This window comes from Microbulbifer mixtoriginis (SeqCode), assembly GCF_052467705.1.
Genome location: NZ_CP174322.1, coordinates 2,282,314 through 2,306,430, shown reverse-complemented (window position 1 = coordinate 2,306,430; position 24,117 = coordinate 2,282,314). Strand labels below are relative to the sequence as shown.

21 protein-coding genes are annotated in these 24,117 nt (G+C 50.0%); 12 read left to right on the top strand and 9 right to left on the bottom strand.

Annotated elements, in window-relative coordinates:
* The first annotated feature begins 179 nt into the window (after window positions 1-179).
* The 7 genes from ACJJIB_RS10265 to pcp all read left to right on the top strand — a co-directional run bounded on the left by ACJJIB_RS10265 (window position 180) and on the right by pcp (window position 6,057).
* Window positions 180-1,253 (top strand): 3-deoxy-7-phosphoheptulonate synthase, encoded by a 1,074-nt coding sequence (locus ACJJIB_RS10265; protein ID WP_444888803.1) that lies wholly within the window; start codon window positions 180-182, stop codon window positions 1,251-1,253.
* Between the two features lie 283 nt (window positions 1,254-1,536).
* The gene (locus ACJJIB_RS10260; RefSeq protein ID WP_444888802.1) at window positions 1,537-1,992 is read left to right on the top strand and encodes a hypothetical protein; all 456 of its coding nucleotides are present in this window, start codon (window positions 1,537-1,539) and stop codon (window positions 1,990-1,992) included.
* A 182-nt stretch (window positions 1,993-2,174) separates the two neighbouring features.
* A complete protein-coding gene (locus ACJJIB_RS10255; protein WP_444888801.1) occupies window positions 2,175-2,783 on the top strand; it encodes an OsmC-related (seleno)protein in 609 nt (202 codons plus the stop codon).
* A gap of 261 nt (window positions 2,784-3,044) precedes the next feature.
* Window positions 3,045-3,446, top strand: a complete 402-nt coding sequence (locus ACJJIB_RS10250; RefSeq protein ID WP_444888800.1) for a hypothetical protein — start codon at window positions 3,045-3,047, stop codon at window positions 3,444-3,446.
* Window positions 3,447-4,153: 707 nt separating this feature from the next.
* A complete protein-coding gene (locus ACJJIB_RS10245; RefSeq protein WP_444885215.1) occupies window positions 4,154-4,615 on the top strand; it encodes a hypothetical protein in 462 nt (153 codons plus the stop codon).
* 257 nt (window positions 4,616-4,872) lie between these two features.
* A complete protein-coding gene (locus ACJJIB_RS10240; protein WP_252085609.1) occupies window positions 4,873-5,292 on the top strand; it encodes an ester cyclase in 420 nt (139 codons plus the stop codon).
* A gap of 96 nt (window positions 5,293-5,388) precedes the next feature.
* Complete coding sequence (gene pcp / locus ACJJIB_RS10235) at window positions 5,389-6,057, top strand: pyroglutamyl-peptidase I (protein ID WP_252085608.1); 669 nt, start codon at window positions 5,389-5,391, stop codon at window positions 6,055-6,057.
* A gap of 154 nt (window positions 6,058-6,211) precedes the next feature.
* Here pcp and ACJJIB_RS10230 read toward each other — a convergent pair whose 3' ends face one another.
* The gene (locus ACJJIB_RS10230; protein WP_444888799.1) at window positions 6,212-6,673 is read right to left on the bottom strand and encodes a cupin domain-containing protein; all 462 of its coding nucleotides are present in this window, start codon (window positions 6,671-6,673) and stop codon (window positions 6,212-6,214) included.
* A gap of 319 nt (window positions 6,674-6,992) precedes the next feature.
* On the opposite strand from ACJJIB_RS10230, the gene ACJJIB_RS10225 reads away from it, so the two are divergent.
* The 3 genes from ACJJIB_RS10225 (at window position 6,993) to ACJJIB_RS10215 (ending at window position 12,407) form a co-directional block, all read left to right on the top strand.
* Window positions 6,993-8,546 carry an MFS transporter gene (locus tag ACJJIB_RS10225; RefSeq protein ID WP_444888798.1) on the top strand — a complete coding sequence of 518 codons (1,554 nt, stop codon included), beginning with the start codon at window positions 6,993-6,995 and terminating at the stop codon, window positions 8,544-8,546.
* A gap of 105 nt (window positions 8,547-8,651) precedes the next feature.
* Window positions 8,652-11,228, top strand: a complete 2,577-nt coding sequence (gene hrpB, locus ACJJIB_RS10220) for an ATP-dependent helicase HrpB (protein WP_444888797.1) — start codon at window positions 8,652-8,654, stop codon at window positions 11,226-11,228.
* A 177-nt stretch (window positions 11,229-11,405) separates the two neighbouring features.
* Window positions 11,406-12,407, top strand: a complete 1,002-nt coding sequence (locus tag ACJJIB_RS10215) for an endo alpha-1,4 polygalactosaminidase (protein ID WP_444888796.1) — start codon at window positions 11,406-11,408, stop codon at window positions 12,405-12,407.
* A 68-nt stretch (window positions 12,408-12,475) separates the two neighbouring features.
* Here the strand turns inward: ACJJIB_RS10215 and ACJJIB_RS10210 are convergent, their stop codons facing one another.
* The 8 genes from ACJJIB_RS10210 to curA all read right to left on the bottom strand — a co-directional run bounded on the left by ACJJIB_RS10210 (window position 12,476) and on the right by curA (window position 19,541).
* Entirely contained in the window at window positions 12,476-12,910 is a 435-nt protein-coding gene (locus ACJJIB_RS10210) for a nuclear transport factor 2 family protein (RefSeq protein WP_444888795.1), read from the bottom strand.
* Window positions 12,894-13,769, bottom strand: coding sequence for a patatin-like phospholipase family protein (locus ACJJIB_RS10205; protein WP_444888794.1), 876 nt, complete (start codon window positions 13,767-13,769; stop codon window positions 12,894-12,896). The genes ACJJIB_RS10210 and ACJJIB_RS10205 overlap by 17 nt, the downstream gene beginning before the upstream one ends.
* A 234-nt stretch (window positions 13,770-14,003) precedes the next feature.
* Entirely contained in the window at window positions 14,004-14,882 is an 879-nt protein-coding gene (locus tag ACJJIB_RS10200; protein ID WP_444888793.1) for a patatin-like phospholipase family protein, read from the bottom strand.
* 127 nt (window positions 14,883-15,009) lie between these two features.
* The gene (locus ACJJIB_RS10195; RefSeq protein ID WP_444885224.1) at window positions 15,010-15,888 is read right to left on the bottom strand and encodes a patatin-like phospholipase family protein; all 879 of its coding nucleotides are present in this window, start codon (window positions 15,886-15,888) and stop codon (window positions 15,010-15,012) included.
* A 35-nt stretch (window positions 15,889-15,923) separates the two neighbouring features.
* Entirely contained in the window at window positions 15,924-16,784 is an 861-nt protein-coding gene (locus ACJJIB_RS10190) for a patatin-like phospholipase family protein (RefSeq protein ID WP_444888792.1), read from the bottom strand.
* A 304-nt stretch (window positions 16,785-17,088) separates the two neighbouring features.
* Window positions 17,089-17,679, bottom strand: coding sequence for a Fe-S biogenesis protein NfuA (nfuA, locus tag ACJJIB_RS10185; RefSeq protein ID WP_252085598.1), 591 nt, complete (start codon window positions 17,677-17,679; stop codon window positions 17,089-17,091).
* 117 nt (window positions 17,680-17,796) lie between these two features.
* Entirely contained in the window at window positions 17,797-18,477 is a 681-nt protein-coding gene (locus ACJJIB_RS10180; RefSeq protein ID WP_444888791.1) for a type 1 glutamine amidotransferase domain-containing protein, read from the bottom strand.
* 41 nt (window positions 18,478-18,518) lie between these two features.
* On the bottom strand, window positions 18,519-19,541 hold the full coding sequence (curA, locus tag ACJJIB_RS10175) for an NADPH-dependent curcumin/dihydrocurcumin reductase (RefSeq protein WP_252085986.1): 1,023 nt from the start codon (window positions 19,539-19,541) through the stop codon (window positions 18,519-18,521).
* 257 nt (window positions 19,542-19,798) lie between these two features.
* Between curA and metH the strand changes: the two genes are divergently transcribed.
* Both metH and ACJJIB_RS10165 read left to right on the top strand, forming a co-directional pair.
* Window positions 19,799-23,494 (top strand): methionine synthase, encoded by a 3,696-nt coding sequence (gene metH, locus ACJJIB_RS10170; RefSeq protein ID WP_444888790.1) that lies wholly within the window; start codon window positions 19,799-19,801, stop codon window positions 23,492-23,494.
* Window positions 23,495-23,504: 10 nt separating this feature from the next.
* Window positions 23,505-23,726, top strand: coding sequence for a DUF2970 domain-containing protein (locus ACJJIB_RS10165; protein ID WP_252085595.1), 222 nt, complete (start codon window positions 23,505-23,507; stop codon window positions 23,724-23,726).
* Window positions 23,727-24,117 lie beyond the last annotated feature (391 nt).

Genomic DNA, 24,117 nt, shown 5'->3' with positions numbered 1-24,117 from the left:
CTCTAAACGCTCCTGAAGTGCCAAACTGTCATAGGAAAAATACAAATGCACATCCCAAAATCAGGCCAGATATTTGGTTGCAAATGAAACCCTCGCCCTATTCTTTGCGGCACAGTAGGATAAGTCATCCGCCTGCAGGTGCAGAGCGGCACTAAGGAACAGAGTAATCAGAAGACGCTATGACTACACAGCAGTTCGACGACCTGAATGTCGTCTCCCAGGAAGTCCTGATCAGCCCGGAGATGCTGAAAGCAGAGCTACCCATTAGCGATGCAGCCGAAGCGACCGTCGCCAAAGGGCGCAGCGCCGTGCGTGATATCCTCGATCGTAAAGACCACCGCTTGATGGTGGTTATCGGACCTTGCTCCGTTCACGATGTGGACGCTGCAATGGATTATGCCAAGCGCCTGAAAGCGGTGGCAGATAAGGTTTCCGATACCCTGCTGATAGTAATGCGAGTCTATTTCGAAAAGCCCCGCACCACAGTTGGTTGGAAGGGCCTGATCAACGATCCCCACTTGAATGATTCCTTCAAGATTGAGGAAGGCCTTCATATCGGCCGCAAGCTACTTTTAGATGTCGCCGAACTGGGACTGCCCACCGCAACAGAAGCACTGGATCCAATCTCTCCCCAATACCTGCAAGATCTGATTTCCTGGTCAGCCATTGGCGCACGTACTACCGAATCCCAAACCCACCGGGAAATGGCCAGCGGCCTCTCCTCTGCTGTGGGCTTTAAGAATGGTACCGATGGCGGATTAGAAGTAGCGATTAATGCCTTGCAATCTGTCGCTAATCCCCACAGATTCCTCGGTATCAACAAGCGCGGTCAGGTTGCCATTATTCATACCTCCGGCAACCCTTATGGCCATGTTGTGCTTCGCGGCGGTAATGAAAAACCAAATTACGATTCGGTCAGTGTTGCCATGTGTGAACAGGAACTGCGTAGCGCCGGTATTACCCCCAATATCATGGTCGACTGCAGCCACGCCAACTCCAATAAAAATCACGAATTACAGCCCCTGGTGGTAGATAACGTGACTCACCAGATTCTTGATGGTAATCAATCAATTATTGGCATTATGGTGGAGAGTAATCTGAAAGCCGGTAATCAGAAGATTCCCGCCAATCTGAATGACCTGGAATACGGCGTCTCTGTTACCGACAAGTGTATCGATTGGGAAACTACCGAGTCCCTATTACTGGGTATGGCCGAACAATTGCGAGAGCCACTGAAGAGTAGAACCTCCTAAGTATGTGACTTTATAGGGGACTGTGCCCCCCCATTTCTCTAACTGGCAGCTATTTATTTCTAATACTGGCTGCCAGCCCCTCCCAAGCGCCCTCATGGCGAGTTTAGATATCTCCTAACCACCAAAAGCCTCAGAAAGGCTGACAATGGGACGCCGTAGGAGTACCCTCCCCTCAGTAAACAGGGTATAGGAAGCGGTTTTCCCCCGGCTTTCCAGATAGGCAGGGAACCAAACCTGTATAAATATTGATCAAGAATAAATCTTTTCGAATAGAAGCAGCTAAATGGAACTGCAGTCTAATAAAATACTTACCTATATACTGGGTGGTTTTGTTCTGATATGGCTCTTTGTGAGCCTGAGCTTTGCCCTAGATACTGGCTCTGTATTCTCCTGGATTGCCACCACCCTACTTTGCCTTCTCGCCGTAATCACTTTTTCGTTCAAGAAAGATCACTATATTGATTTTGAAACTAGGCAATACGTGTCTCAAAATCGAATTCTCTGGCACAACTGGACAGAAGAAAAGCCTCTCACGATTTTCAAAGGTATTAAAATAGTTTCCTACTCTCGCCACTCTAAAGAGAGCAGAAGTGGCCATACCAGCTATCAGGTAGTGCTTATTTTCAAATACGCGACTTTTAATGAGGGCATTACGGCAAGGTCCTACCAGCAATTAAAAGAAGCTCAACGCTATGCTTATGAGTTAGAACAACGGACAGGCCTAGCACTGCTTGACTAAGATCATTAGACAAATACCATAATTCCTAAAGGCTCTGCGAAAAACCTCACATTTAAACAGCCTGATTTTCCCCCAGCAATTGGGGAGCCCTCAGCAGAAACTCTAAACTACCTACATTTATATACTCTTTTCAGTATCTGGCACTTTCAAAGCCAACCCACAACCATTAAGAGGTACCCACTATGGAATCCGTAGAATGGGATATGTCCTCGACAACCATTGTTCGTAAGCTTAATGATGACGCTGAGCAAGATACATTTCCCCCACCTCACCTGGACAAAGTGAAACAGGGGGAGCTTTTAAGATTTCATGCCCATATCAATGTGGAACAAATGCCCCAAGGACATCACCTAAAGAAGGCAACTATTTTCTCGAATGTGCCTAATGGAGGAACTTGGGAGCTGATATGTGATGAAGGAACTGCGGTTGGAGGCCGGGGTAGCGCTCCATCACCCATCATGTACTTTTCTGCAGGGTTGGCACTCTGCATGATGTCTCATGTAGAGATGCTGGCACAACTCTCTAATATTCAACTTAAGCAGGTAAGGCTTGAACAAAAGACCGAATTTTCAACCACTCTTAACTTTGGTGGAATTCAACCCGAAAAGGTATTTGGCCAGGGTGACCGGGTGGAGATTCACTTGATTATAGAAAGTGATGAGACCGAGGAAAAACTCGTGGAGTTTGCCCACTGCTGCCGGCAAGCCTGTATGTCGCTACAAACGGTAGCCAAAGCCACACCTGTCACAACCTCTCTTTATCTCAACGACAAACCTATACCTTTTACATAAACCCAGCTGGCTTGGTGATACTCAGGGTGAAGCGCTAGCAGACAGATTGTGAAACCAAAAGCTTTCGAATTTAGACCTTTGCTCCCCATATGCCGCCTCCCTATAGATTAATTTGCTCAATTTTTGTAGAAAAGTGAAAATGTCTTTATAAATCGCATTAAAATTATCTTTCTCACAGCAGATAGGAGCCCTAAAACACACATTGGGACTTACATTTGACTAAAGTAAAATTCTGCTAGGTTGCGCGAGGGAGGTCGCAGAATGCATTTTTTATTTTTGGTACTATTGTTATTATCCATTGCCAATTTCAGCACTGCTCAAGAGCGACTCGCACAACTTCCAGCTGACGCCCAGCCACTACAAATTCTCGGAAAAACTTACTACCAAAGTGGCAATAACTTCTATGCATTTAGTGAAAAGGGACGTTACTTCTATCCGGTAGATCCTCCTACCGCTATTCGCCAATATGAACGCCCAAGAAACCTATCTTTTCGTTCTACTCGTCCGGAGCCAGGGCCGCGGCTGACTCGAGGACAAATTGCAGGCTGTATGAATATGGCAGCAGACAAGGCTAATGCCAATCCTGCTAAGGGCGGCAAAGTCTATATACGCGAATACAATATGTGTTTAGAAAACACCCGTAGACTATTACCAAACCCATAGCAAATAAGGAGCTTAATTCAGAAAACTTTTTAAACCCTTACATCTTTTGCGTGCGACCAATAGCTAGACTGAGTGACTTTTCATCTGCGCTCAACAATACGCTTTGATACACTATGATAAAAGATTAAGAACTAGCAAAACCAGCCAAATACAAAGCAACAATCCCACCAAGTCAACCGATGTAGCAATAAAACCTAGTAAATACCCTATCCAGCCACTAGCCAACCCAGCTCTGCATGGCAAACATCACTCCCTGGAGACATCCGCACCTCCAGCAAAGTAGGCCCCAATAGTGACCTTATATGGGTTAAACACAACAGGTATCATTAATAATCACAGAATTCACCCCCCCACAGCCACGCAACTGAAAATAAAAAAATACATTCATCTCATGGCGAAGCCCTTTTCAGCGCTAGACGACCAAAAGACAGTCAACTTCATATCCCCCCAACTGATAACTCTTTTACCTGCCCTGTTGTTACCTTTGCCATGGAGTAGAATTTAAATTCCCTAAAAACATCATCAATTAGAGCAATTTTTGCACCCCAAGAATATATCAGAAAACTTTACTATTGGTTTATTTTCCTTTATTTCGTTGTAGTCTTTAAAACTAGTGGTGAAGCAACCGAAACTTCCAATAGAGCGCATTGGGACACAACACACATTTGAGTAGACTTGTTGCCAAGTTGGGAGAAGGAGAAAACGTTATGCGCTATTTATTTTCAATGATCTTACTGTTCTCTCTTGCGGGGTACGGTGTAGCCCAAGAGCGTCTCGCTCAGCTACCTGCCGGCTCTTCACCAGTACAAATACTCGGCAAGACTTACTATCAAAGCGGAAATACCTTTTATGCCTTTAATGAACAAGGCCGTTATTTTTACCCAGTAAATCCGCCCACTGCTATCCGTCAATATGAGCAGCCCAGAAATATGTATTGGCGCGGTTCTCAGCCCCGTTACTACTGGCGCGGTTCTCAGCCTCGTTATTACTGGCGCGGTTCTCGACCTAACTACTATTGGCGTGCGCCTACGCCTCGCTACTACGGTCTGACTCAAGACCAAGTAAGAGGCTGCATGAATTTCGCGGCAGACAAGGCGAACCGTAACCATGCGAATGGTGGTAAGATCTACATCCGCGAATACAATCAGTGCATCAGCAACTACCGCTAACAGGATTAGTAACTGATGACCTATCAATAGAGTTTGCGAAGCAAACTAAAGGGGCCGCAAGGCCCCTTTCTTGTTGATTGAACCTTTCTGAAACCTTTGTCGAACAATATCAAAACAATACACAATCGGAAGACTGGTCGAATAGCCGTGTAAAAGGAAAATTTCTAGCAGCCTCAATAGGGCATTTTTCCTTCTCTACACTATGCTTGCCCTGCCTAACAACACAAATGTCGCCATCCACAATCTTGGAGAGCACTATGTCCGCCAACCATAAAGCAACTTCTAAAAAGTTACTTGAGCTCTGGGGGGACAATACCCCACATGAAGCCTCAGATTATTTATCTGCCAATTACAAAAATCACCAAATGCCAGATGCCTCTGGAGGTACCTCAACAGAAACGCTGGAAGAGTGGCAAGACTTAGTGAAGGAGTTTCACAATAGCTTCTCCGACGTAAAAATGGAGATTTTACTGCAAGTTGCAGAGGGTGATTATGTATGTACCCGTTGGCGCGTAACGGCCACTCACACAGGTAAATTCATGCAGTATGAGGCCACCAATAAAACCAGCAGCTGGACAGGCACCCATACTGATCGCTACGAAGGTGGAAAGATGGTAGAAAGCTGGGTGGATTGGGATAAATACTCTTTCCTTGAGGAGCTGGGGCTGATCCAGTAAACCCCAGGAGCTAAAAACCCCGGATCTGGCAAATGTGAATTCGGGGGATTTAGTTAGATACGGATCTCATCGAATTACTATCAACAATAAACTGCCATGACAAAAGTTCTTGTTACTGGATTTGAACCCTTTGGCCATACACCAATCAACCCGGCCGAATCCGTGATGCGTGTACTGGATGGCACCCGTATTGGCAGCGCTGAAGTCTGCGGTCTACTTGTACCAAACAATTTTTTCGAATGTATCGAGATCGTCACGAGGGCTATTAACGAACTTCGCCCACAAATAGTGATGATGCTCGGTGAATATGCCGGCCGTGCAGTTATCACTGTAGAGAGAATCGCACAAAACTATAATGACTCAACACGCTACCGCCTTAAAGATAACCGCGGGGTGGAGATGCAGGATGAGCCCACCATACCCAATGGCCCAGTGGCCTATCGCAGTAATCTACCGCTTCGCGCCATGGTAAAAGCCATGCGCAATGCCGGCGCTCCCGCAGATATTTCCGACACTGCCGCCACCTTCTGCTGTAACCACCTGATGTACGGGGTACTTCACTATATTATTACCAATCAGCTGGATATTCGCGCAGGCTGGATACACCTTCCTCAATTACCTCAAGTAGCCGCGCTGGCAGAAAACATCGGCACCCCCAGTATGTCGAGAGAGACAGCGGCTCTCGGAGTACATGCCGGAATTGAAGCTGCACTGGGGCACACTGAGGATATTGATGAACCTATTCTCTCCAAGCCCCAAATTTAGCCCAGTTTCAGTGTTGAATATTTACACTGCTTGATGCCCTGAGAGATGTCTTTCTAATGAAAAGCAAACCTGCTCCGATAGGCTCACAATCAATAATTCTTCACTTAACTCATGGGTGGCATATCCTTCTCCACTAGCTTTTAACAGTCCGTCGCTAACCGATAGCAGTATCGCCCTGGGCACTGATTAATACGAACGCAATTCTGCAGGGTTTATCTCCCCGATTGACCCAGTTATGAACGGTAGCTCGCTGAATTAAAGCATCACCTTCCGATAAGTGGATTACCGTATCCTCCCCCATCTCCATGTCGATCTCTCCAGAGAGTACAATTGCATAATCCACGCTATCTGTACGATGTATACGAGGAGTTACCCCAGGACCAAACTCCACCACCTTGAAGATTGAGCCACCAGGTATCACAGTGCCAACCTCACGTGCGCCCTTATCACTATTCTCCGAGTCAATCTCTACGGGCAGCTCAACTGTCGTCCAGAATTGTTGCTGTTCCATATGCGAGCGCCAGCTAGATATATGTTCACCGCTGTCATCTAGAACCACAATAGGTCTACCAGAATTATCATGCCCTGTTACTACACGCCTTAAATTTAGCCCCATACCCTTCTCCACTCAGATTTCAGATCAACTTAATCAACAACGGATGCCCCCTGAAATTTTATAGGTTCAAGTAGACAAGCAAATAATGAACATCACTGTCATATATTGTTACAGTCCAACCCAATAAGTAATAGCTCCCCTATAACAAAGCTATAACTTTTAATATCAAGCATTCAATTACCATACATAATGAGATTCTAGAGAAACTAAAGACACTCCAAAATTCTGATAGCAGATACATCTTCATTTATTGAGATATTTTACTTACAAGCTAAAAAGATCCCCTCACTTCCCCTAAAGTCATGATTAATTGGACGGCATGAGTAAGCAAACGGAACTTCCTTATCAACATCGATGGTGGGTACTAGGCGGCCTTGGACTTGGCCTAATGATCATCAATATTGATGTCACCGTGATCAACCTTGCGATCCCTACTATAGGAGAAAATTTTTCCGCAAAAATATATCAGCTGCAGTGGGTTAACAATATTTATCTTATTGCCATGGGCGGGCTAATCATTACTACGGGTAAGTTTGGAGATCGATTTGGTCATAAAAACACCCTCATGCTGGGCATAACCATTTTTCTTCTAGGATCAGTAATTGCCAGTGCAGCACCCAACCTTGAGACCATAATCGCCGGCAGGTTTATACAAGGATCTGGCATGGCAGCCTCTTTCGGCATGATTTTTGTTCTAGCGGAAAGCCACTTTCAAAAGTCTGAACAAGGCCTAGCCGTTGGCCTACTGGTGATCTTTACCGCTACAGCTCAGTCAATAGGCCCGATTCTAGGCGGCTTTATTGTCACCCACCTGGGTTGGAGATGGGCCTTTTTAATTAATATTCCTGTATGCTTGCTATGTCTCACCATCTTGCAAATTTTCGCAAAAAGAGATACTCAAAACAAAAAAATATATATTCATTACAAATCAGGATTTCTTATTCTAGCTGCCTACCTCCTAATATTACTTTCACTTAACCTTGAACCTCACAAAGGAATAGCCAGCTTTCAGTTTATTCTACCTCTTGCATCCTCTTTAGTTATCTTAGTTTTTGTTTTCCTTTGGCAGAGAACCCTATCCCAACCATTGATAAACCTGAACCTACTCCAAAACAAACTTTTCCAAGGATTACTTATAACTCGCGCATGCTTTCAAATGATATTTGGCTCTTTCCTATTTATTTTACCTTTATACCTAGAGAATATACTTGGCTATGAAGCTGCCAAGGTTGGCCTCATCATTCTCACAATGACAATATTCTTATGTTTTTCCTCAATTGCAGCTGGAATATTCAATAATAAATTCAACCCCATCCCCTCCATCGTCTTTGCCCAATTTACCTGCCTAACAGCTGCTCTATCACTAATACTGATGCCAGATAAACTGTCCTGGCATTACCTCATATTCGGCATGGTTTTTATGGGCATTACTGCTGGAATAATGTACTCCTCAACCAATCTTGCAGCAGTTCAAAGTGCCCCAAAAAATGAAAAGGGAGCAGCTTATGGGCTGTTCATCTCTAACACCTACCTCTGGTATGCTGCAGGAATATCATTCACAGGAATAATAGTAAGCACTGTCAGTGTCCGAACTTTCACAAAGCTCTCAAAAGAAACTCTCTCCAATGAGCACCAAGTTAATATGCTGGATGTTCTCCCCTTTATAACTGGAGCTCAACCTCTTAAAAAAATAACAAGAGTTTTCCCAGATTCTTCGCTACATTCTCAAGTTTTGGAGTGGGGACAAGCATCATTTCACTCTGGATTTCATGCGTTAATGATCGCTTTTCTCTGCTTATCTCTCACTGGGTTACTGGCTAGTTTACTTTTCAGAAATACCACTCAGTTTCTTAGCAAAGATGGGGCATTATAAGTAGTCATCAGTTACAAATAGTACTCAGTGCCAAATAATTACTACTTTGTAGGAGTACAATAGCCCCATACACTCACACCCCTTAATCCTCTATAATTCTCTGCTATGCCAGAGTTACCAATTTATTCCGCCCTACCAGAGTTATTCAAAGCACTGGAAATACACAACAATGTGGTACTGCAAGCTCCTCCTGGCGCAGGCAAGACTACCGTTGTTCCCTTGGCCCTGCTCGAAACCGATTGGTTGGGGCAACGCAATATCATTATGTTGGAGCCTCGTCGCCTGGCTGCGCGCACGGCTGCGGCACGTATGGCTGCCCATCTCGGAGAGAAGCTAGGCGAGACTGTGGGTTACCAGGTACGCGGGGAACGGCGGCGAAGTGCGAAAACCCGTATCCTGGTTGTTACCGAAGGTATTCTTACCCGGCTGCTGCAGTCTGATCCGGAACTGTCAGAAACCTCGCTGGTTATTTTTGATGAGTTTCACGAGCGCAGTCTTCAAGCCGACTTATCCCTGGCACTGTGCCTGCAATCCCAGGAATATCTGCGCGAAGACCTGAAACTATTGGTAATGTCTGCAACCCTGGAAACCGAGGCGGTAGCCAGGGTGCTCGGCGGTGCGCCAGTGGTCAGTAGTGAGGGGCGCAGCTTCCCCGTACATATCGATTACCTTGGCCAGCGGGAGGAGCCCGATGATCACCGCTCTATGCCCACGCTCATGAGTCGCAAGATTCTCGAAGCACTTCGCAAAGAGTCAGGCAGTGTACTCGCATTTCTTCCGGGAGTTTCCGAGATTCGCAAGGTGGAGGAGTTACTGCGCGAACAACTCGCCTCTGCGGATGATCTCAAACCAGATAGCATTATTCTCACCCCACTTTATGGAGACTTGACCCGCGAACAGCAGGATCAGGCCATCGCTCCGGCCGCTCCTGATCAACGCAAAGTGGTGCTAGCAACCAATGTGGCAGAAACCAGCCTGACGATTGAGGGAATCCGCATAGTTGTTGATTCCGGCTTAATGCGAGAGTCTCGCTTCGATCCTAACAGCGGTATGAATCGGCTGGAGACCTGCCGAATCTCACAAGCCTCTGCCACCCAGCGCAGCGGCCGCGCCGGGCGCCTCAGCGAAGGGTTCTGCCTGCGACTGTGGAGCGAGGGCCGCCAACGCAGCCTCAGCAGTAAAAACACCCCCGAAATAATACGCAGCGATTTGGCCCCCCTGGCGCTGGAATTAGCCCAGTGGGGAGTCAGTGATCCCACCGACCTGAGCTGGCTGGACCTTCCCCCCACAGGTCCTCTAGCCCAAGCCCAGGCACTATTAAAGCAACTGGGCGCACTAGACCAAGACTTGCGCATCACTCCACACGGCAGCGCCATGCTCACCCTGGGTTGCCATCCACGCCTCGCCCATATGATGCTTCGCAGCCTCGACTGGCATCTATCACAACAGGCCTGCCTACTCGCGGCGCTACTGTCAGAGAGGGATATCTTCCGGGGAGAAGCACGCTGGGATAGAGACATCAGCAAACGTATCGAAGCACTACAGGCCCATTCTAAGGGGCAAAATATCGACCGCGGTGCGGTGCAACGTATTCGCCAGCAGGCCAACACTTGGCAGGGGCAATTAAAGGATTTCAAGCCGCAAGAACCTCGTAACAGCGATAGTATTGACCAGGCCGATAGAGTCGGGGTGCTATTGGGGCTCGCCTATCCGGATAGAATTGCCAAAAGCCGCCAAGATAGTGCACGCCGCTACCTGCTTTGCAGCGGCCGAGGCGCACATTTCTCGCACGAAGACGCCCTGGCTCTCAGCGACTTCCTTGTGATTGCCGAATTGGATGGACTGGGGCGCGATGCGAGAATACAGCTAGCCGCTCCAATTTCAAAAAACGCCTTACAGCGCTGTTTTGCCGACCAAATCGAGCAAAATACCACTATTCGCTGGGATGATACCGCCGGGCGTGCCGAAGCGCTGGAGCAGGTCACACTGGGCAAACTGGTGCTGCAGCAGCAAGTCGTCAGAGATGTTCCATCAGAGTTATTGAGCCGGGCACTACTCGATGCCATTCGCCAAAAAGGGCTTTCTCTACTGCCTTGGAGTAAAGAAGCCCTACAATTTCGCGCGCGGGTGGCGTTTTTGCGAAAGGAGGAAAGTGGCAAGTCACCACTGGAAAGCACTCCGCTGCCCGACTGGAGTGATGATACGCTGTTGCAGGACCTTGAGCGCTGGCTATTACCGCATCTACATGGCTTCCATAAGTTTGAGCAGCTCAAGCAGCTGGACCTGCTCAATATTCTGCGCGCACAACTCGACTGGGCCCATAATCAGCAGGTTGATGAGCTGGCTCCCAGCCACTACACCGTACCTAGCGGCTCACGCATTGCTATCAATTACGAAGCATCTCCACCAATCCTGGCTGTGCGCTTACAGGAACTCTTCGGCCTGGCACAAACCCCCGCAGTTTTGCGTGGGGGATACCCGCTAATGATTCACCTGCTCTCCCCTGCTCGTCGCCCGGTACAGATCACTCGCGATCTGGCTAATTTTTGGGCAAACACCTACGAAGAGGTCAAAAAGGAGTTGCGTATCAAATATCAGAAGCACTACTGGCCAGATGACCCCCGTACCGCGGTCGCCACCAACAAGACTAAAAAGAGAATGGATAACCCCAGGGGCTCCTAAGAGCCCCAAATCAAGTTTTTCAGCCCTATTAAGTCCGCATTCAGCAATCCCCCACTAGATTGCAGCAATTTAAGTTGGCGTTTGCCAATGGGGAACAATATCTGTACTTTTCTGCCAATAGATTACTAACAGACAAAACATCTAAGCTTAACTATTACACCTAGTTGGAGAACGACCTTGCATAGGAAGCTAGCGCTATTTTTCAGCCCACTACTCTTTCTTGGCTGTAGTGATGATTTACCCGACATCATTATTCCCGTAAATATCGATTACGATGAAGAAATGCGCCTGTTTGTGGAAGATATCAGCAAGTATGCAAAGGGCCTTGAGCGAGACTTTATTATCGTTCCGCAAAACGGTATTGAGCTGATCACCACCAATACCAGGACCAATGGCCCGGTAGATGACGCCTATGTAAACTCTACCGATGGTATCGCCCAGGAGGCGGTCTTCTTTGGGCAGAACGGTAATGTAGACCAACCCACCAGCGAAACTGAAAGCAAGCGCCTGCAGGACTATCTCAACCTGGCCAAAGAGAAAGGCCGTGAAATCCTGGTGACCGATTTTGCCAATAGCGAACGCAATATTGACGAGTCTTACGAGAAGAACGAAAACGCCGGCTACGTCTCCTTCGCTGCCGACGATACGCTTCTGGACGATATTCCTTCCTACCCGGAAAAACCTTTCAATGTGAACAATGACGACATTGATAAGCTGGAAGATATCAAAAATTTCCTTAATATCACCAATACTACAGGCTTCTCCACACCCCAGGAATTCGTGGACAGGTTATCCGAAACCGACTACGACCTGCTGATCATCGACTTATTCTTTAAGGATAACCAGCCCTATACCGAAGAGCAGATCAAGCAATTAAAAAAGAAGAACAATGGCGGAGATCGCCTGCTGATGGCCTATGTCAATATTGGCATGGCCCAGAGTAACCGCTACTACTGGCAAAACTCTTGGTCCACCAATCCGCCGGCCTGGCTACTGGACGAAGTCCCCAATGAATCGGGCAACTATTACGTGGAGTACTGGAAAGCCGGCTGGCAGGACATTATCTATGGCAACAACAGCTCCTATATCTTCAAGATCGTAGATGCAGGCTTCGATGGTGCTTATATGGATGGCATCGACGTTTTTGAGTATTTCGATTCCCTCGAAACCGAGGAATAAGCGTAAACCTCACTTTCATGGCGCCTAAATCTCCACCCATCGCCAACTGGACGGGTGGAAATTGGGAATCAGGCCGGCTGGGAGTCCTTGTACTGAGTCACATACTGGGACAAGCGGCCGGACATCTCTTCCGCCAGTTTCTGCAGGGCGTTGAGGGGACGTATCATCACCTCAAACTCTACAATCTTGCCATTCTCATCAAAGCGAATGATATCCAGCCCTTTAAGGCTCTTGTCACCGATGCTGGCCTTAAACTCCAAAGCCAAATCGCGGCCTGACTCGGTGGTGAAGCTGCGTTCGTATTCAAAGCTTTCAAATACCTGCATCACTGTATTGAGGATCAGGCAGACCGCCGCAGAGCTGTGGTAAGGCTTAAAGAACGCCGGTGAGCGGAATACCGCATCCTCCGCAACGATAGTGGGCAGGCGACTGAGGTCCCGCTCCGCAACCATCTCGTGCCACAGGGCGATTGACTCCGCTATTGGGTTATTGGTATTGCTCATCGAGCATCTCCTGTTCAAGCATGTGTTTTTGTAAAAACTCCCGGCCATCGGTACGGCCGAGCTCGTAAGTCTTTTGTGCCAACTCAGGGTTGGTGTAGTCCCAAACGCTGAGATAAGGCGGCCGCGAGGGCTGCACATAGGTCCAAAGTTGCTCTCCGCGGCGCCTGGTAAAGCGGTTTGGGTAACGGGGGTAGCAGCGGCTGAGCAGAATCAACACCCGTCCCGCCTCACTATCCAGCCCAGCCACGGGGATATTGTCCACGACTCCACCATCGAGCACGGGATCTCCTGCACGACGCAAACGCGGTGTAAAAGGCGGCGTACAGGATGAGCAAAGAATGAGCTCCACCAACTCTTCCACACTCTGGCAATCCTGTGCGCGGTAAAAGTTCTGCTTGAAACCCAGGCCTAGAGCTATTTTTGGATGAAGACTGCGCAATAAGTGCTTATCGGTATAATAGGCCAAAGCCCCCACCCCAAACGCCAACCCAGCAGGCAAAAGGCGCGGCGGGTGTACAACACCAATCTGCAGATCTGCGGCCGCACTCAGTGGCTCAAGGCCATCGCGAAATAACTCCAGCATGGCATTGCGGTAAATACCGTACTGGGGAAACACCCGCTCTTTCTTTAGCACGTTGCCCCAATAAGCGTTCTTGCGGTTGGCGGCAAAAGCCGACCAGAAGTGCTCCCTACCCGCCTCAATACGCCCCATCAAGATCAGGCTTGCCATCAGCCCCCCAGCAGAAACTGCGGTTACCCGCCTTGGAGAAAGCCCGATTTCTGTGGCAACAGACTCCCAAAAGCCAATCTGCCAGGTACAGCGACCGCCGCCACCTGCAAATACAACCTGATCAAACATGCATCCTTTCCTGTTCAATGGACAAACTGCCCTTGTAAAGCCTAAAGCCGCTCTCCACTTAGGGCACCGCCGCACAAAGCTTATATGCAACTAATTGCATAAGCTAATGGATTCAGCAGGCTAGTGCAACCAGAGGCCTCAGCACTGCCATCCCTGGCATTTCCACCAAGAAAGCAGCCCCCTTTACTCCCACGCGGAGCCACCCAACTTTTAAAATTAATCAGCAAAATTAACTTAAAGCGCGATTAGGTCATCACTAAGGGGTGAGCCCTCTCTAAGCCTTCTCAATACGGCCTTACCATCAGCTCGACCTATCTCCAAAGTCCTGTTAACCGCTTCCGGGTTAGTGAAATCCCACACTTTAATCGGCAACGTTTTGGAGGGCTGCACATAGGTCCATAGCTGTTCACCTTGACGCTGGGTGAAACAGTCAGGGAAATCACGGAAGCGACTGGTTAGCAGAATTAACACCCTGCCTTCTTTGCTATCCAATCCGCCAACCGGCACATTGTCCACGATTCCGCCATCCAGAATTTCCCTGCCATTCAGATGGAGCCTTGGAGTAAATGGGGGGGTGCAAGAGGAACTCAGAATTAGATGTTCCAGTTCATCCATATTCTTACAATCTTGAGCGCGGTAAAAATTCTGGCGGAAGCCAAGTTTAGTAGCTGCCGTGGAGTGCAGATTGCGGGTAAATCCCTTGTCGGCATAATAAATAACTGCACCAAAAGTTAGCGCCAAAGGGCCGTACATCCAGGCGGGCGGGTGGCTAACCGCCAGACGCAGCTCAGCCACACTCTGCAGGGCCTGAGGCCCGTTTTCGAACAGCTGCCGAATCCCATCGCGGCAGATAGCGTATTGAGGAAAAACCGCCTCCTGCCTAAATAAATTACCCCAATAGATATTTTTGCGATTGGTACTAAAAACTGAGCGAACATAGTCCACCGCCTCCGGGCCCCTGTCGATCAGCAGTAAGCCCGCCACAAGACCACCCGCCGACACAGCACTCACCACTCTGGGGGATAGATTGATTTCACCAGATACAGATTCCCAAAAACCAATCTGCCAGATACAACGGCCGCCACCGCCGGCAAAAACTACCTGATCAAACATTGAAAAGCTCCCTATTACCACTGTACCGCTCTTCCTGAGCCGGCACTTACCGAACTTCCCCCGCTGAATAAATCTAATCTGTAGCAATCATCTCTTGGCAACTGTTTATGACGGTTAAAATACCGGGTTACTTTTTCTGCGACCCCGTATAAAAACCCCGCTCAGCCAACATGTTCTGCATAAATATACGTCCATCGCGGCGCCCTATTTCATAAGCATTGATCAAGCCTTCAGGGTTGGTGAAATCCCAAACACTAATGGGGGGCGACTGTGATGGCTGCACATAAGTCCACAATTGCCTGCCTTGAGACTGGGTAAACCAATCGGGAAAGCCCCGATAGCGACGGGTCAGTAAAATAAGGACTCGCCCTTCACCAGGGTCAATGCCCTCAACCGGTACATTGTCCACTACCCCGCCATCCAAAACTTTTTTCCCCGCCAAGCTCAGCCTTGGCGTAAATGGTGGTGTGCACGATGAACTCAGGATCAGCTGCGTAAATTCTCCGATATCAGTACATTCTTGAGCGCAGAAAAAATCCTGTTTGTAACCCAACCGCCGCGCCGCTTTTGGATGCATTTTGCGGTGCAAATATTTGTTGGAATAATAAATTGCCCCTCCAACAGCCAATGCCACTGATGCTGGCAGCCAATTGGGTGGCCGGGAAACAGCAACCCTGAGTTCCGCGGCGGATTTCAAGTCTTTAAAGCGGTCGCTAAATAGCTCTTGGATACCTTCCCTATAGATTTCATAATGGGGAAACACTGGCGCCTTACCCAAAAGGTTTCTCCAATACACATTGCGAGGATTCGCATTGAATACCGATGAGAAGTAATCCACCGAAGCAGTTGCTCTACCAATCAATATCAAACCTGCAATCATGGCCCCCGCAGAAACCCCTGTGAGCACTCTCGGTTTGAGCTTTATCTGGTCGGCAATCACTTCCCAAAACCCAATTTGCCAAGTACAGCGGCCACCCCCACCGGCAAATACCACCTGATCAAACACCCTTTAATTGCTCCACCTAGCAATAACCCAATTCTTCACTTGGCGCTCCCCTCGGGAGAATATGCCGCCAGGAATGCCTCTCCATCGGCATAACCCGCATCAAAGGCCTGCCACACACTCTGTGGATTGGAAAAATCCCAGACGCTCACCGGCAAGGGCCGGCTCGGCTGCACATAGGTCCAGAGTTGCTCACCCTTTTGGCAACTGAAATGATTTGGGTACTGGGGGTAATTGCGGGTTAACAGAATCAGTACCTGACTAGGCCCCGGCTTGAGCCCGCCTACCGGCACGCTATCTACGATACCGCCATCCAGAACCTCTCTACCCCCGTCCTGTTGTCTGGGCGTAAAAGGTGGCGTGCAAGAGGAAGAGAGGATCAGTTTTTGCAGGTCTCCCACATTGTTACAGCCTCTTACCGAGTAAAAAGACTGTCGATAACCAAGGCGCTTGGCGGTGTTTGGGTGCAGAGAACGAGTGAGAAAGGTATCGGAGTAATCAATACCAACTCCGATAATTAGTGCTAAAGAGCCATTTAACCAGCCCGGCGAATGGCTAACTGCTATTCGCATTTCCGCAGCCTCTCGCAGGCGTTCAAAACCACCCTCAAACAGTCGGTTCATGCCATTACGGTAGATGTGGTGATGGGGAAATAGCGGGTCTTTACGAAAGAGATTGCCCCAGTGAACATTACTGGGATTTTCCTCGAAGGCCTCGGCAAAATACTCTACTGCATCCAAGGACTTGCCCATCAATATCAGGCTGGAAACCAGAGCGCCGGCTGAGACGGCACTCACCACCTTGGGTCTAAGTTGAATCCTGTCTGCAACAGACTGCCAAAACCCAATCTGCCAGGTACAGCGCACTCCTCCACCGGCGAATACCACCTGATCGAACATAGAACTCTATCCCGGCCTGCCCGCTATAGCCACTGAAGTCAGAGCGCCCACAAGGCGCCATACACCCCTTTTGAGCGTGGATACCACCCCAGCTACAAATCCAAGAGGTCTTTAAAATATATACGGGGCAGGCAAAGTCCGGGGCGGCCCAGGCGCCTTCAGAAGTTAATAAGGAGTGCAGCGACAGGTAAGAAGGGAGGCAAAATCATAAGAAAGGAACTAACCAGTTCAGATAAGCAAGAAAAAAGGCGAAGTATTACTTCGCCTTTTAATTCTCTCTGGGAAGAGCATACGGGCCCAACTATTAGTAATAAGCCTGAGACTTATCAGTGTGATCGGTAATATCTTTAACACCGGCCAGTTCGGGGATTTTCTCTTTTAGAGTTTTCTCAACACCTTCTTTCAAGGTCATATCCACCATGCCACAACCCTGGCAGCCGCCGCCAAACTTCAACACGGCAAATTTATCCTCTGTGACCTCCACCAGGCTCACCTGCCCCCCGTGAGCCGCCAGCCCGGGGTTTACCTCATTGAAGAGTACATAGTTAATACGGTCTTCTATTGGGCTGTCATCGGTGATCTTCGGCATTCGCGAGTTGGGCGCGCGAATGGTGAGCTGGCCACCCATTTTATCGGAGGAGTAGTCAACCCTGGCATCGTCCAGGTAAGGCACACTGCGGCCTTCAAAGTAGGCCTTGAGGCCGTTCATCTCCATCACCACATCTTCTGCCTCCTCCTCGCCGGGGCGACAGTAGGCAATGCAAGTTTCGGCACTGGGAGTACCTGGATTGGAGACAAACATACGAATCGCGATTCCCTCGCAGTCCTGCTTGGCCAGCAGTTCCTTCAGGTACTCCTGCGCGGATTCAGTGATGGTGACATTCAGTTCTGACATAAGCCTTCTCAAATAACCGAGCTTCTTTGTCGGGTATTTTACTCTCAGAAACGCCCAAGTGAAACCGGTGTGTTTTTCGGGAGGGTGACAGCTCCGGACACCCCCCAAAAAAATGGCTCAAACGGGGATCATTCCCATCAGGGTTTGTGCCACATCCTCCGAAGAAGCGGGGTTCTGACCAGTGACCAGCTTGCCATCCACGACCACATAGGGTGCCCAATCGTCTTCGCTGGAGTAGTTACCTCCGCGATCCTTAAGCATATCCTCCACCAAAAAGGGCACAACATCCACCAATCCCACCGCCTCCTCCTCGGAGTTACTAAAGCCGGTGACACTCTTGCCGGAAACCAAGGGATGGCCGCCTTTGCGCCGGGTATGGCGAAAAATGGCCGGTGCATGACACACTGCACCTACCGGCTTATCAGCCCCATAGAACGCTTCAATCAGGGAAATGGAATCCTTATCCTCTGCCAGATCCCAAAGGGGGCCGTGACCACCGGGATAAAAAACAGCATCGAAATCCGCCTCCTGCACATTGGCAAGCTTGCCCGTATTGGCAAGCGCTTGCTGGGCTGCCGGATCCTGGCGGAAACGCAGGGTGGCATCGGTCTGGAAATCTGGTTCATCACTTTTGGGGTCTAGCGGTGGTTGCCCGCCCTTGGGGGAAACCAGTGTGACTTGCGCCCCGGCATCTTTGAAGACGTAGTAAGGCGCGGCAAATTCCTCCAGCCAAAAACCAGTCTTCTTACCGGTATTGCCCAGCTTATCGTGTGAAGTCAAAACCATTAAAATTTTCATCGGCGACCTCCCTGGTGCCTGTTATTGATTCAGTTCTGCAATTAATCGTCGGTACCCAAGCGCACCACGACTTTGCCAAAATTCTCCCCCTGTAATAACCCCATCAGGGCGCGGGGCGCTTTTTCCAACCCCTCAACCAGATCCTCACGGTATTTGATGCGACCCTCGCCAACCCAGTGACTCAAACCAATAATAAAATCGCCGAAGCGCTCATATTGATCAAAAATAATAAATCCTTGGATTTTAAGGCGCTTGGTAAGGATTTCACGCATCAACAAGCTCAGGCGATCCGGACCCTCAGGCAATGACGTAGCGTTGTAGTGAGCAACCAGCCCACACACGGGAACCCGGGCAAAGTCATTGAGAAGCGGTAAAACCGCATCAAATACATCTCCGCCCACATTTTCGAAATACACATCCACACCGTCTGGACAGGCCTCCTCCAACTGCTCGGGAAACTCCTCTGCTCGGTGGTTGAGACAGATATCAAAGCCCAACTCCTCTACCGCGTAGCGGCATTTTTCTGCTCCACCGGCAATACCAACTACCCGGCATCCCTGAATTTTACCAATCTGCCCTACAGTGGAGCCCACAGGGCCAGTAGCTGCAGCGACAACCAGAGTATCCCCTGCTTTTGGCTGGCCAATTTCCAGCAGCCCGTAATAGGCGGTAATACCCGGCATACCCAAAACACCGAGTGCATAGGAGGGATGGCTGGGATTTTTACCAAGATTCACCAACCCTTCACCATCTGAGATTGCATAATCTTGCCATCCGCAATAACCCAGTACCCAGTCTCCCTCTTCGAAATCATCCAGGTGTGACACAAGCACCCGGCTTACTGTGCCACCCACCATAACGCCCCCCAGGGGTACCGGCTCTGCGTACGATTTGGCATCACTCATACGGCCGCGCATATAGGGGTCCAGGGAAAGAAAAACCGTTCGTAACAACACCTCACCCCGAGCAGGTTCGGGCACCCCCAACTCCTCAATACTAAAATTGTCTTCGCTCGGTGCCCCTTCGGGCCGGGAAGCCAATACAACCCGGCGGTTCTTATCCATTGATTGCACGATGTATCTCCTTCACTGAGCCAGACTTTCGCTTGGTACAACCTTTTGTACCATTGGCGAGCCAGGCCCTCTCCTGAGTTTTTATGTCTGCTGAAGGCCAAACTATAGATAGAAATTGCACGCCGTTAGTAAAAAATTACCGGTTATTGTGTCGTGGTATTTTTTATCCATCAATTTAGCCCCTGTTGACAAGTATCCGTGTGCTAAGATTGATGCCTTTCCCGCCATAGACAATTAAGGATTGGTCAATGTCTGCGCTGTCCCGCAATCAACGCCTGGAGCAACTCAAAGCCGCGCTCGCTCAGCGCATCCTGATTCTCGACGGCGCTATGGGAACCATGATCCAGCGGGAAAAGTTGCAGGAAGAGGATTACCGCGGCGCTCGCTTTGCCGATTTCCATAAGGATCTGAAAGGCAATAACGACCTATTAAGCATTACTCGTCCCTACCTGATCGAACAGATCCACCGGCAATACCTGGAAGCTGGCGCCGATATTATCGAGACCAATACTTTTAATGCGACTGAGCTGTCCCAGTCTGATTACGACATGGAACATCTTGTAGTAGAGCTGAATCGAACCTCAGCAGAAGTGGCCCGCCGCGCGGCGGATGCCCTCTCCACCCCAGAGCGCCCCCGCTGGGTGGCCGGGGTGATTGGCCCTACCTCACGTACCGCCAGTATTTCCCCAGATGTCAACGACCCGGGTGCGCGCAATGTGACTTTCAATGAGCTGGTACACAATTATGTGGAAGCCGGCCGCGCCCTAATAGAGGGCGGCAGTGACCTGATCCTGATTGAAACCATCTTCGACACGCTCAATGCCAAGGCGGCCATTTACGCCATGCAGCAGCTGTTTGAGGAGCTGGGCTTCGAGTTGCCGATTATGATCTCCGGCACCATCACTGACGCCTCCGGCCGCACCCTCTCCGGCCAGACTACCGAGGCGTTTTACTACTCCATCGCACACGCCAAGCCCATCTCCGTTGGCCTTAACTGTGCCCTAGGGGCCACCGAACTGCGCCCCTATGTAGAGGCTTTATCTGGCGCCTGTGCCACTTATGTTTCCGCGCACCCCAATGCCGGCCTGCCCAATGAGTTTGGCGAATACGACGAAACCCCGGAGCAAACCGCGGCGATTGTGGCGGAGTTTGCCCGCAGTGGCTTTATCAATATTCTCGGCGGCTGCTGCGGCACCACTCCAGAACACATCCGCGCCATTGCAGAGGCGGTATCCGATATCCCTCCACGCCAGTTGCCCGAGATCAAACCGGCTTTACGCCTTTCCGGTTTGGAGCCTTTTGTGGCCGACGAAAGCGCCCTCTTCGTCAATGTGGGCGAGCGCTGTAATGTGACCGGCTCCGCCCGTTTCAAGCGACTGATTCTTGAAGAGGATTACGATACCGCCCTGCAGGTCGCCGCCGCTCAGGTGGAAGATGGCGCGCAGGTGATTGATTTCAATATGGATGAGGCGATGCTCGATGCACACGCCGCCATGCGCCGTTTTCTCAACCTGGCCGCCACCGAGCCCGACATCGCTAAGGTGCCCTTTATGGTGGACTCCTCCAAATGGGAGGTGATTGAGGCCGGGTTGCAGTGCATCCAAGGTAAACCCATCGTGAACTCCATCAGCCTCAAGGAAGGCAAAGAGGAGTTTATTGAGAAGGCGCAACTGTGCCTGCGCTATGGTGCCGCCGTAGTGGTGATGGCCTTTGATGAGCAGGGTCAGGCGGATACCTTTGAGCGCAAAATCGAAATCTGTAAGCGCAGTTATGAAGTATTGGTAGAGGAAGTCGGTTTCGACCCCACCGATATTATTTTCGATCCCAATATTTTCGCTGTCGCCACTGGTATTGAGGAGCACAACAACTACGCGGTGGACTTTATTGAGGCCTGCCGTTGGATTCGTGAGAACCTACCGGGTGCTCAAATCAGCGGTGGTGTCTCTAACGTTTCCTTCTCTTTCCGCGGCAACAACCCAGTGCGTGAGGCCATCCACTCGGTATTCCTATTCCACGCCATCAAGGCCGGCCTGAATATGGGCATTGTCAACGCCGGTCAGCTGGCGGTCTATGACGAGCTGCCTGAAGAACTGCGGGAAAAGGTGGAAGACGTCATCCTCAATCGCAATGACGAAGCCACCGAAGCCCTACTGGATATCGCCCCCAAATATATGGGTGAAGGCGGCGGCACAACGCGCAAGGAAGACCTGAGCTGGCGTGAGCTGCCGGTCAAAGAACGTCTGGCGCACTCCTTAGTAAAAGGAATCAACAACTATATCGAGGCAGACACCGAAGAGGCCCGCGCCAATAGCAGCCGCCCCCTGGATGTGATCGAAGGTCCGCTGATGGACGGTATGAATATCGTTGGCGACCTATTTGGCGAGGGCAAGATGTTCCTGCCCCAGGTGGTGAAATCGGCACGGGTGATGAAGCAGGCCGTCGCCTATTTACAACCGTTTATCGAAGCGGAAAAAACCGAGGACAGCCGGCCCAACGGCCGTATCCTTATGGCCACGGTAAAAGGCGATGTGCACGATATCGGCAAGAATATCGTCGGGGTGGTGCTGGCCTGTAACAATTACGAGGTAATCGACCTCGGCGTGATGGTGGCCGCAGAAACTATTCTGCAAACCGCCCGGGAAAAGAATTGTGACATTATCGGCCTATCCGGTTTAATCACCCCCTCCCTTGATGAGATGGTGCATGTCGCCGCAGAAATGGAACGCCAGAAGTTCGATATCCCCCTGCTGATTGGCGGTGCCACCACTTCCAAGGCACACACCGCAGTAAAGATTGATCCCCAATTCAATCGCAATCAGGTAGTGTATGTGGCCGATGCCTCGCGCGCTGTGGGGGTGGCCAGCAGCTTGATTTCCGAAGAACTGCGCCCCGCCTTTGTTGAAAAGGTCCGCGCGGAATATGAGAAGGTGCGCACCCGCACCGCCAATAGAAAGCGCAACGACACCCGACTGACCTATGCGGAAGCCCGAGATAACGCCCCTGAATTCGACTGGCAAAATTACCAACCTGTAAAACCCAAAAAACTGGGAATTACCGTTATCGAAGATTTTCCCCTGGAAAACCTCCTCGATACGCTTGATTGGACACCCTTCTTTTTATCCTGGGATCTGGCGGGCAAGTATCCGGCTATCCTCAAGGATGAAGTGGTCGGCGAGGCTGCCAGCGATCTCTACCACAATGCCCAGCGCCTGCTGAAAGAGATGATTGCCAAAAAGCAGCTGCACGCCCGCGCTGTGTTCGGTTTGTGGCCCGCCAATAGCATCGGCGACGATATCATCGTGTACAAGGATGAAGCGCGCAGTGATGAACTGGCGCGTTTACATCATATTCGCCAACAGGTACAAAAGATGGGCGGCGATGGTCTGTGCCGTTCACTGGCAGACTTTGTCGCGCCTCTGGATTCCGGCTATATCGATTATGTCGGCGGCTTCGCAGTTACCACTGGCATCGGCGCCGACGAGCTGGCACAGAGCTACGAAGCCAAGCACGATGACTATAACGCAATTATGGTGAAGGCCCTGGCGGACCGACTGGCAGAATCCTTTGCTGAAACCCTGCACCGCCAAGTACGCAAGGAATACTGGGGCTATGCGGCAGATGAAGAGTTGAGCAATGAGCAGCTAATCAAAGAAGCCTATCAGGGTATCCGCCCGGCGCCCGGCTATCCCGCCTGCCCGGACCACTCAGAAAAGGCGACTTTGTTCAGTTTATTGAACGCCGAAGAAAATGCCGGGGTCAGCCTGACCGAGCATTTCGCCATGATGCCAGCGGCCGCAGTCAGCGGCTGGTACTTCGCCCACCCACAGGCCAAATACTTTAATGTCGGTAAAATCGGTCGGGACCAGCTGCAAAGCCTGGCCAAGCGCAAAGGAATTAGTGAACAGGAACTGGAGCGCTGGCTGCGCCCAAATCTCGAAGAGTGAGGATCCCCCCATGCAGGAAAATAATAAGAAACGAGCAAGGAAGCCCGGACTAGGCCAGATTGTACTAAGCACTTTGGCAGGGGCCATTGGAGTTCAGAGCAACAAGAACCGAGAGAAGGACTTTCAAAGCGGTAGCATGATGCACTTTGTTGTCGCCGGAATTGTCTTCACCATTTTGTTTGTCTTAACCCTGATACTGATCGTAAAGACCGTACTGGGCAATATGGGCTAAAACTCTCCCCCAGCTAGAATTCTCTCATCATAAGCGGGCTCCTCGCCCGCTTGATTACAAAAATTACTGCATAAATAGATTTCAGCCCTAGCAAATAGCCCCAGGGAAGATATTGCTGTGGGTCATAAAGGGAGATTTATGGAGAAGTACCCGGTACGGCTCGGCTCCGGGTCGGGACAACATATGGGTCAGCGGGTAGCAACCCAGAAAATACAGGTTGCAACAAAGATAGCGACCAGAGCTACAGCGGCGATGGCATCTGCGAAATTGTCTTCTTCCGGGGTAACAGCTACTTCTTCCTTCATCGAATTTCTCCGATTACACATTATTGTTATTCAAAGTAGGTGAGCCGCAGGCAGCGGCATATCAAGTAGAGCAAATTGAGTCCGCA

Excerpts from the sequence above, each read along its gene's own strand:
- metH (WP_444888790.1), top strand. The coding sequence starts at position 19,799 with ATGTCTGCGCTGTCCCGCAATCAACGCCTGGAGCAACTCAAAGCCGCG.
- ACJJIB_RS10180 (WP_444888791.1), bottom strand. The coding sequence starts at position 18,477 with ATGAAAATTTTAATGGTTTTGACTTCACACGATAAGCTGGGCAATACC.
- ACJJIB_RS10240 (WP_252085609.1), top strand. The coding sequence starts at position 4,873 with ATGTCCGCCAACCATAAAGCAACTTCTAAAAAGTTACTTGAGCTCTGG.
- curA (WP_252085986.1), bottom strand. The coding sequence starts at position 19,541 with ATGGATAAGAACCGCCGGGTTGTATTGGCTTCCCGGCCCGAAGGGGCA.
- ACJJIB_RS10245 (WP_444885215.1), top strand. The coding sequence starts at position 4,154 with ATGCGCTATTTATTTTCAATGATCTTACTGTTCTCTCTTGCGGGGTAC.
- hrpB (WP_444888797.1), top strand. The coding sequence starts at position 8,652 with ATGCCAGAGTTACCAATTTATTCCGCCCTACCAGAGTTATTCAAAGCA.
- pcp (WP_252085608.1), top strand. The coding sequence starts at position 5,389 with ATGACAAAAGTTCTTGTTACTGGATTTGAACCCTTTGGCCATACACCA.
- ACJJIB_RS10230 (WP_444888799.1), bottom strand. The coding sequence starts at position 6,673 with ATGGGGCTAAATTTAAGGCGTGTAGTAACAGGGCATGATAATTCTGGT.
- ACJJIB_RS10260 (WP_444888802.1), top strand. The coding sequence starts at position 1,537 with ATGGAACTGCAGTCTAATAAAATACTTACCTATATACTGGGTGGTTTT.
- ACJJIB_RS10205 (WP_444888794.1), bottom strand. The coding sequence starts at position 13,769 with ATGTTTGATCAGGTTGTATTTGCAGGTGGCGGCGGTCGCTGTACCTGG.
- ACJJIB_RS10250 (WP_444888800.1), top strand. The coding sequence starts at position 3,045 with ATGCATTTTTTATTTTTGGTACTATTGTTATTATCCATTGCCAATTTC.
- nfuA (WP_252085598.1), bottom strand. The coding sequence starts at position 17,679 with ATGTCAGAACTGAATGTCACCATCACTGAATCCGCGCAGGAGTACCTG.
- ACJJIB_RS10210 (WP_444888795.1), bottom strand. The coding sequence starts at position 12,910 with ATGAGCAATACCAATAACCCAATAGCGGAGTCAATCGCCCTGTGGCAC.
- ACJJIB_RS10225 (WP_444888798.1), top strand. The coding sequence starts at position 6,993 with ATGAGTAAGCAAACGGAACTTCCTTATCAACATCGATGGTGGGTACTA.
- ACJJIB_RS10165 (WP_252085595.1), top strand. The coding sequence starts at position 23,505 with ATGCAGGAAAATAATAAGAAACGAGCAAGGAAGCCCGGACTAGGCCAG.
- ACJJIB_RS10255 (WP_444888801.1), top strand. The coding sequence starts at position 2,175 with ATGGAATCCGTAGAATGGGATATGTCCTCGACAACCATTGTTCGTAAG.
- ACJJIB_RS10190 (WP_444888792.1), bottom strand. The coding sequence starts at position 16,784 with ATGTTCGATCAGGTGGTATTCGCCGGTGGAGGAGTGCGCTGTACCTGG.
- ACJJIB_RS10265 (WP_444888803.1), top strand. The coding sequence starts at position 180 with ATGACTACACAGCAGTTCGACGACCTGAATGTCGTCTCCCAGGAAGTC.
- ACJJIB_RS10200 (WP_444888793.1), bottom strand. The coding sequence starts at position 14,882 with ATGTTTGATCAGGTAGTTTTTGCCGGCGGTGGCGGCCGTTGTATCTGG.